Source organism: Ruegeria sp. BB7, from assembly GCF_056539365.1.
The window spans coordinates 68,428-75,944 of sequence record NZ_JBQFUV010000013.1; the positions used below are offsets into that span (position 1 = coordinate 68,428).

The 7,517-nt window shown below is 54.9% G+C and carries 6 protein-coding genes; all 6 read right to left on the bottom strand.

The features are described from left to right. Positions 1-49 precede the first annotated feature (49 nt). The 6 genes from ACR0D7_RS16440 to ACR0D7_RS16465 all read right to left on the bottom strand — a co-directional run bounded on the left by ACR0D7_RS16440 (position 50) and on the right by ACR0D7_RS16465 (position 7,180). Positions 50-1,048, bottom strand: coding sequence for an ABC transporter ATP-binding protein (locus tag ACR0D7_RS16440; RefSeq protein WP_480679987.1), 999 nt, complete (start codon positions 1,046-1,048; stop codon positions 50-52). Beyond that, positions 1,045-2,040 (bottom strand): ABC transporter ATP-binding protein, encoded by a 996-nt coding sequence (locus ACR0D7_RS16445; protein WP_480679988.1) that lies wholly within the window; start codon positions 2,038-2,040, stop codon positions 1,045-1,047. The genes ACR0D7_RS16440 and ACR0D7_RS16445 overlap by 4 nt, the downstream gene beginning before the upstream one ends. After that, on the bottom strand, positions 2,037-3,179 hold the full coding sequence (locus tag ACR0D7_RS16450; RefSeq protein WP_480679989.1) for an ABC transporter permease: 1,143 nt from the start codon (positions 3,177-3,179) through the stop codon (positions 2,037-2,039). Before ACR0D7_RS16450 ends, ACR0D7_RS16445 begins: the two co-directional genes overlap by 4 nt. Positions 3,180-3,184: 5 nt before the next feature. Further along, positions 3,185-4,189 carry an ABC transporter permease gene (locus ACR0D7_RS16455; protein ID WP_170384306.1) on the bottom strand — a complete coding sequence of 335 codons (1,005 nt, stop codon included), beginning with the start codon at positions 4,187-4,189 and terminating at the stop codon, positions 3,185-3,187. A 72-nt stretch (positions 4,190-4,261) separates the two neighbouring features. Then, positions 4,262-6,301, bottom strand: a complete 2,040-nt coding sequence (locus ACR0D7_RS16460) for an ABC transporter substrate-binding protein (RefSeq protein WP_480679990.1) — start codon at positions 6,299-6,301, stop codon at positions 4,262-4,264. Between the two features lie 51 nt (positions 6,302-6,352). Continuing rightward, the gene (locus ACR0D7_RS16465) at positions 6,353-7,180 is read right to left on the bottom strand and encodes a DeoR/GlpR family DNA-binding transcription regulator (RefSeq protein ID WP_480679991.1); all 828 of its coding nucleotides are present in this window, start codon (positions 7,178-7,180) and stop codon (positions 6,353-6,355) included. Positions 7,181-7,517 lie beyond the last annotated feature (337 nt).

Here is a 7,517-nt window from a genome sequence, read left to right on the forward strand (position 1 = left end):
CCTTTTCAAACACCACCCGGATGCCGACGACATGACAAACTCACCATGACTAATCCGCCAATTGCAGTTCGCGCCAACGGTGGCAGGTCACTGCATGTCCGGCCTCACAGGTTTCCAGGTGCGGCTCTTCCCGCCTGCACAGGTCGGTGGCAAAGGGGCAGCGTGTATGGAACTGACAGCCGCTGGGGCGGTTTGTCGGGGACGGGATCTCTCCCTCCAGTTTCTGCGCCTTGCCGCGGTCATCGGGGTCCAGCGAAGGGATCGCTGAAAACAACGCCTTGGTGTAGGGGTGCCGAGGCGAATTGAACAGTTGGCGTGTAGGGGCGCTTTCCATAATCTGACCCAGGTACATCACGGCGACATGATCACAGGTATGCGCCACAACCGACAGATCGTGGCTGATGAACAGATAGGTCAATCCCATCTCGTCCTGAAGGGATTTCAACAGGTTCAGGATGTCGGCCTGAATCGACACATCCAGTGCTGCCACGCTTTCATCAGCCACCACGAAACGGGGTTTGGAAACCAGCGCACGAGCTATAGAGATGCGCTGCCTTTGACCGCCAGAGAAGGCATGAGGAAATCGGCGCAAATGTTCCAGGTTCAACCGGCACAATCCGGCGATTTCGCGAACACGCTCATCGACCTCTTCACGCGAATCACACAGCCCCATGACTTCAAGCGGCTCAGCGATGATGTCACGCACGGTCATGCGCGGAGACAAGGCAGCATAGGGATCCTGAAAGATCAACTGTGCGCGGCGTCGGTACTCCTTAAGGTCGGCGCCCGCCAACTCACCCAGGTCATAGTTGACCTCTCCATCGTCATAATGTGCAGTGCCGCCGGTAATCGGAGCAGCGTTCAGAAGAGCGCGTCCAAATGTCGTTTTACCCGAGCCACTCTCACCAACCACCCCAAAGAATGATCCGCGCGGAATAGACAGCGAAACTTCGTTTACTGCCTTCAGAACTCGCTTGTTGAAGAGTTTCCCACCTACTGGAAACCCAACCGACAGGTTCTTGGTTTCGATCAGAGTGTCGCTATTCATGCGGGTCGTCCCTCATGGCAGAGATGGCAGGCGGTTCGGTGGTTTTCACCCGTATCGGCCCAGCTTGGGGCGGCCGTGCGACAGATATCACCAATAATTTTGCCGCAACGGGTGTGAAAAACGCAGCCCTCGGGCCGTTCCAGCGGCGATGGAATATCGCCCGGCACCGGCATCAGCGGCTTGTCCAGGTCGTCAAGCTGCGGCAGAGCATCAATCAGGCCCTGTGTATACGGGTGATAGGGATTACGGATCACCTCGCGCACCGGGCCTTGTTCGATCATTTTACCCAGATACATTACCGCTACTTTGTCCGCAGTCTGGGCAACCACGCCCAAATCGTGGGTGATAAAGATGATGCCCATGCCGAACTCATCCACCAAATCCTTCATCAGGTCGATGACCTGCGCCTGGATCGTCACATCAAGCGCGGTGGTGGGTTCGTCTGCGATCAGTAGCTTCGGTTTGGTCGACAAGGCCATGGCAATCATGGCCCGCTGGCGCATACCTCCGGACATTTCGAATGCGTATTGCCCAAACCGGGTCGACGCATCGGATATTCCGACGCGGTCCAGCATTTCGATTGACAGCTCTCGGGCCTGACTTTTTGACATATCCGTATGGATCAAAAGCTGCTCGACCATCTGACTGCCAATCGTCATCGCTGGTGCGAAACTGGCCATTGGTTCCTGAAAGATCATCGAAATTGCCCCGCCGCGCACAACTTCCATGTCGCGAGGGCGATTGAGGCTCATTACATCCACCGGGCCATCATCGAGGTGCAGAGTTATTTTGCTTTCCCGCGAATAGACAGCGTTGGCCGGATTGAGTTTCATCAGCGATTTCGCCGTCACGGACTTGCCCGAACCACTTTCGCCCACAAGGCCCATGACCTCGCCCGGAGCCAACGAGAATGAAACGTTGTCAACTGCCGTAATCAAGCCTTCGTCAGTCTTGAATTGAAGTGTCAGGTTTTCAACGTCAATCAGACTCATTTACGGGTCTCCGAATAAGGGTCGGCAGCATCACGCAACCCGTCGCCGACAAAGACAAAGGCCATGACCAACGCAATGAAGAAGATGACTGGTATGAAGTACCAGTGGTAATTCAGCAGGACGTCGGCCTTGGTCACATTCTGAAGCAACACACCTAATGAGTTCACCGGATCCTTCAGCCCCAAACCAATAAAGCTAAGCGCGGTTTCCGACAGCACCACATAGGGAAAAGTGATAACCAGATCGACGATAATGTAGCTGGTGAAACTTGGAAGAAGGTGCCGCCTGATCACATGACCTGCAGGCGCGCCACACAATTGCGCGGCCAGAACATATTCCTGATTGCGCTCGGTCAGTAGATGGGTGCGAACCCGACGGGCAAGCGTAGGCCAACCAACCAACCCAAGGATCATGGTGATTACAAAAAACCGTGTTTCGGCAGACCATTCCGGCGGAATGAATGCGGCGATTGCCATGAACAGAGGAATGGATGGAATGGTGCGCACTGCATCGGTGATCATCTGGATCACACTGTCGATCATTCCACCGTAATACCCAGCGATACCACCGATCGCGAGAGCCAGTACGAAAGAGATCACCACCCCCATTGTGCCCACTTGCAGCGACGTCCACACAGCATGAAGCGTGCGCGAGAAGATGTCCTTACCCGCACTGTCGGTCCCGAAGAGATGGACGTAGCCTTGGTCCATGCCGAACAGATGGACGTTGCCTGGAATAAATCCGAACAACTTGTAGCTGTCACCCTTCACGAAAAACTCCACGTAGCGGCGTTCATCTTCGTTGATCTTTTCGACCCAGCGGAAATTGGTCGCCAGCGACCGTTCGCGGGTCACCGTGTGCAGGAATGGGCGGATCGAACAGCCGTTCTTGTCGCAGAATTTCGGTATCTGCGGCGCGCCGTTCAGGTAATCCTTGTCCCGGCCCGCAACAGTCGGATCATAGGGCGACAGGAATGGCGCAAACAGACCGGACAGGATTAACGCCACCAATACGGTTGCCGCAATCATCGCCGCGCGCTGTTTCTTGAACCGGGACCAGATCAGCTGCCGCTGCGATGCGGTGAAATAGGCCTCCTTGGCCTTCTGATCATCGGCTTTCGTGGACGGTTTTGCAGACATGGATCTTACCTCAGAATGCTCTTGCGCACGCGCGGATCAATCACGGCCAGCAGGATGTCCGTGGCAAAGTTCAGCGTGACGATGGCGGCTGTCAGCAGGAAGATAATCGCACCAGCCAGTTGCTGGTCATTGGACCGTGCCAGTGCCTCCAATAACAGCGACCCTGCTTCGGTGAGGGTCAGGATCAGGGCGACAATGGGCAGTTCATTGAAGATGCGGTTCAGGTCAAATCCCAGAGAGTTCACGATTGGCCCCAGCGCATGGCGGGCGGGGTAGCGCCACAACAGGCGGCGGCCGTAAATACCACGCGCGGCAGCTGCGGTTACGTAAAGCTTGCCGATCTCGTCGGACATCAAGGCCCGTACGGTTTGCAACGCAAAGGCCGTAGCGGACCAGCCCAGAATAAAAATTGGCAACCAGGCATGTTTCAAAAGGTCAACGAACTTGGCCCAGGACCATGGGGCCTCGCGGTATTCGGGGCTGAACAGGCCGGTTAGGGTTTCACCGAAATAGATAGTGGAAAACAGCATCACCATCAACGCCAGCAAAAAGTTGGGCATCGCCAGACCCAAATAGCTGACCAAACGCAGTGAATTGTTCAGGAACGCATTCCGCGATGCCGCTGAAATAATACCCACGGGAATTGCGATCATATAGGCCAGCGTCAGCGAACCAAGGCAGATCCACAACGAGATCCAGAACTTGTCCCCCAACAGCTGGGCGATATTCACGCGCAGGATACAGCTTTCGCCAAAGTCACCACGGAAAGCACCGCTCAACCAACTTGCCCAGCGGGTCAGAAACGGGCGATCAAGCCCCAGCCGGGCCCTTTCGGCCTCGATATCAGCAAGCGTGATGGCCGATCCTTGGGTGTTTTTGTAAGCGAGATAGCGTTCGGCACAATCGCCCGGCACAAGTTCCATCAGCGAAAATACGATGAGGGATACCAAAACAAGAGTGACCACAGCCATCACCGCACGCGTGGCGGCAAAGCGAGCGAATTGGAGCATTTCGTTGTTCCCGGCTAACATTTGGAACGGGGCGCTGACGCCCCATTCCATTTTCTCAGATCAAAGATCGGATCACTCAGACAGCCACCACTGTGCGGGGCGGTACGGATAGGTCCGATAGAACTCGTAGGACTGCGTCTTGAACTCAGTAAAGTTCTGCAGGTTGTTCGAGTGATAGATCGGCGCCGGGGAATTGACTGTACCAATGAACAGCAATTCGCTGGTCATGATCTCAACCATCTTCTGAGCGGCTGCGACAGATGCCTCCGACCCAGGTGCACTGGATTGATATGTGTCCAGAGCGTTTTTCAGATCAGCGACCCATGCGGGCGGCTCTACACCGTTTTCACCGTTCGAGCTGATGTACTCAGCCCAGAGCATCCCGGTACGAACATCGAAATACCCGTCGAATGGCGGTACCCAGATTTCGCCGTCGCCAAGAACCGAGCCTGCAGGTTGGCTCTTGAGCCACATACCCATGTCCAGAGTATTTGCCGACTGCGCTGCGCGAAATTCATCCGACGTGACCTCTTTGATCGCGGTGTTGACGCCGACGTCTTTCCAGTTCTGCGCAATAAGCTCTACCAGTTGCGCGGATGCAGATTGCGTCGAGAATTGCCAGTCCAGCACAAAGGGATCGCCATTCGGAAGATCGCGGAACCCATCGCCGTTCTGATCGACGAGGCCAACCTCATCCAACAGCGCATTGGCGCGATCCTGATCAAACCCAGCCTCGTGGTTTGACCACTTTTCGTCGATGAAATCCGGGCGCGGTGAGAAGCCGATATATTGTGTCGGCTCGCCCAGCCCGAACGCAGTAACTTCGTTCAACTGATTGCGGTCCATCGCAACAGACATTGCCGTTCTAAAACGGATGTCGTTGAAGACTGCTCTTTTGCCTTCATCCTCGGCAGTTACGTTGAAGGTCAGTACCGGATAGCCGATCGCTGGTTTCACTTCTAACGTGTAGTTCCCGCTTTCCTGCCCCTCCAGAAGAACCGGAGCAGATGTCAGGTTCACACCCTGAGATTTGTAATCCACCTCGCCGTTCAGCAGCTTGAGGTTACGCACCTCTTCATCCGGAACATAGGTTTCATCCATTTCCGAGATATAGGGCAACTGGTTGCCCGCAGTATCAACCTGGAAGAAATAGGGATTGGCGACGTAATGGCGCCCTTCGGTGCTTTCCTTCACCAGGATGTGGCTTTCCAGCGTTGGCATGGCGTCCTTGGGAAGACCCGCCAGCTTGTCACCGGCTGTCAGCATCGGCGACGGCGTATCCATCCAGTCGGAATTGCCATAATACGCTTTGATCAGTTCATAACCGTTTTCATAGCCAAGAGCCTGCGCATTGGCGTCCGCGTTGGCATCCAGTGCCGGGTGGAACTTTTCGAAGAAATGCTTGGGCTGGTAGGGCTGCACATAGGTAAACGAGAATGTCTCGGTCAGCCCGGGCTTGGGCGCGGCCAGCGTAAAGCGGACGGTGGTATCGTCCAGTGCCTCGACCTTCATCGGCTCACCGCCGGCCAACGCGTAATCCTTTGCCTCGGCGATGACATTGGTGTCCATCATCAGGTTGTCGTACCAGAAGACGACATCCGCCGCGGAAAAGGGCGCGCCATCAGACCACTTGTGACCGGCACGCAGGTGTACGGTCAGTTCAGTGAAATCGTCATTCCATTCCCAGGATTTTGCCACGTTGGGAACCAGGGTCTGAAGGTCGTCGGAATAGCGGAACAGGTTTACATGGCGCACGGACAAAAAGTCTGACGTTCCGCTTTCCGTGGCGTTGGACAGCGCGTCCAGAACACCACCATACTGACCAATCGAGTCATAAGGCACGATGACCAAGGGTTCGGCTGGCAGACGGTCCGCCAATCTCGGCAAATCGCCATTGCCGCGGATCATGCCATTCAGGTCCCCAATAGCCGGGTTTTCGGCAAAGCTCAGCGTGCAACCCGCTGCCGACTGAAACTCTGCCAGGTCAAATTGCTGTGGGAAAGCGCCGGCGGATACGCCTTGCATATCCGCGACTGTCGCAGCAGGACAATTCGCCCAGGCGGTTCCCCCAAGGGTGACAAGGGCCACACCTGACATCAGAAGCTTTTTCATGTTTCCTCCCTAAGGAAAGTCAGTTTCGTTTCTTGGTAAGTGCGAAACCGATTAGTTGACTGCAGCAACGTCGGTTTTCTTTTTCTTTTTGCCACTTCGGCGAGAGGTGACATGGATTTTGACCCCTGCATCCTTCAATGCAGTGGCAAAGGTTTCGGACGGCGCAATGTCGGTCACCAGATCCGTGATCTGATCGAACCGGCAGGCCACATTGGCTGCCTTTTCCCCGAACTTTGTGTGATCCGTTGCGACGATCATGCGTCGTGTATTGTTATGCAACGCGCGTGTCAGTTCAGCCTCTAGCGGGTTCGAAGCCAAGACGCCGCCTGTAAGTGACACGGCATCCGCACCGCAAATCACGGCATCATAGCTGTACTGACAGGCAAGCTGTTCGGCGGCGCGACCGAAACTGCCACGCTCAGATCGAATGACTTCGCCTCCGGCCAGAATCGCGCGTGTCCCGTTGTGATCAGCCAGCGATGCAACCACCGACAGCGAGTTGCTAACCACGGTCAAATTCTTCAGATCGCGCAATTGCTCGGCGACATGCGTCATTGTCGATCCGACTGTGATGAACAACACCATGCCATCTTCGACAATCTGACTTACTTTTTTGGCGATTAGCGTCTTTTCCTCGGCATTTTGCTCCAACGCCCCGGAAAACATCGGCGTATCTTGCGCACGCGACAGAAATGTTCCGCCATGCACTCTTTCAACCATGTTTTTCTTCGCCAGCCCCTTGACCAGCCGACGAACGGTTTCCTCCGACACGTCCATGACTTGTGCGATTTGGGTGTTGCGCGCCGAGCCACCCAGCCTAGCAAGCACATCAAGAAGTTCGCGCCCTCGATGGGGGATGTTATCGCTATCGTCATCCATTTTTGAACCTCAGCACAGTTTCGCTTAAAAATCCACAAAGAATGTAAAAGTAATGTGACAATTACCGATTGTCATGAAACTTTTGAGCATTTTCCAATAAATTCGGTCATCAGATTAAAATCCATTGCGCTATGAGACGTTTAAAGGACTGTATGCGTTCAAGCCCTCGCACCGAAGAAACTGCAAAAAACATGCGAGCCCCCAACCAGTGTAGCCGGGGCTCGCAACGGATTTACAACGCGTTCTTAAAGAGTTCGCTGAGGTTTTCTTTGTTGAGTTCTATTGGGTTTCCGCCGCATGAGGGGTCGATGATTGCGCCCTGGACGAGGTCGGGGAT

Bases quoted from the DNA above. Each gene is read 5' to 3' on its own strand.
- ACR0D7_RS16440 (WP_480679987.1), bottom strand. From the start codon at position 1,048: ATGAATAGCGACACTCTGATCGAAACCAAGAACCTGTCGGTTGGGTTT.
- ACR0D7_RS16445 (WP_480679988.1), bottom strand. From the start codon at position 2,040: ATGAGTCTGATTGACGTTGAAAACCTGACACTTCAATTCAAGACTGAC.
- ACR0D7_RS16450 (WP_480679989.1), bottom strand. From the start codon at position 3,179: ATGTCTGCAAAACCGTCCACGAAAGCCGATGATCAGAAGGCCAAGGAG.
- ACR0D7_RS16455 (WP_170384306.1), bottom strand. From the start codon at position 4,189: ATGCTCCAATTCGCTCGCTTTGCCGCCACGCGTGCGGTGATGGCTGTG.
- ACR0D7_RS16460 (WP_480679990.1), bottom strand. From the start codon at position 6,301: ATGAAAAAGCTTCTGATGTCAGGTGTGGCCCTTGTCACCCTTGGGGGA.
- ACR0D7_RS16465 (WP_480679991.1), bottom strand. From the start codon at position 7,180: ATGGATGACGATAGCGATAACATCCCCCATCGAGGGCGCGAACTTCTT.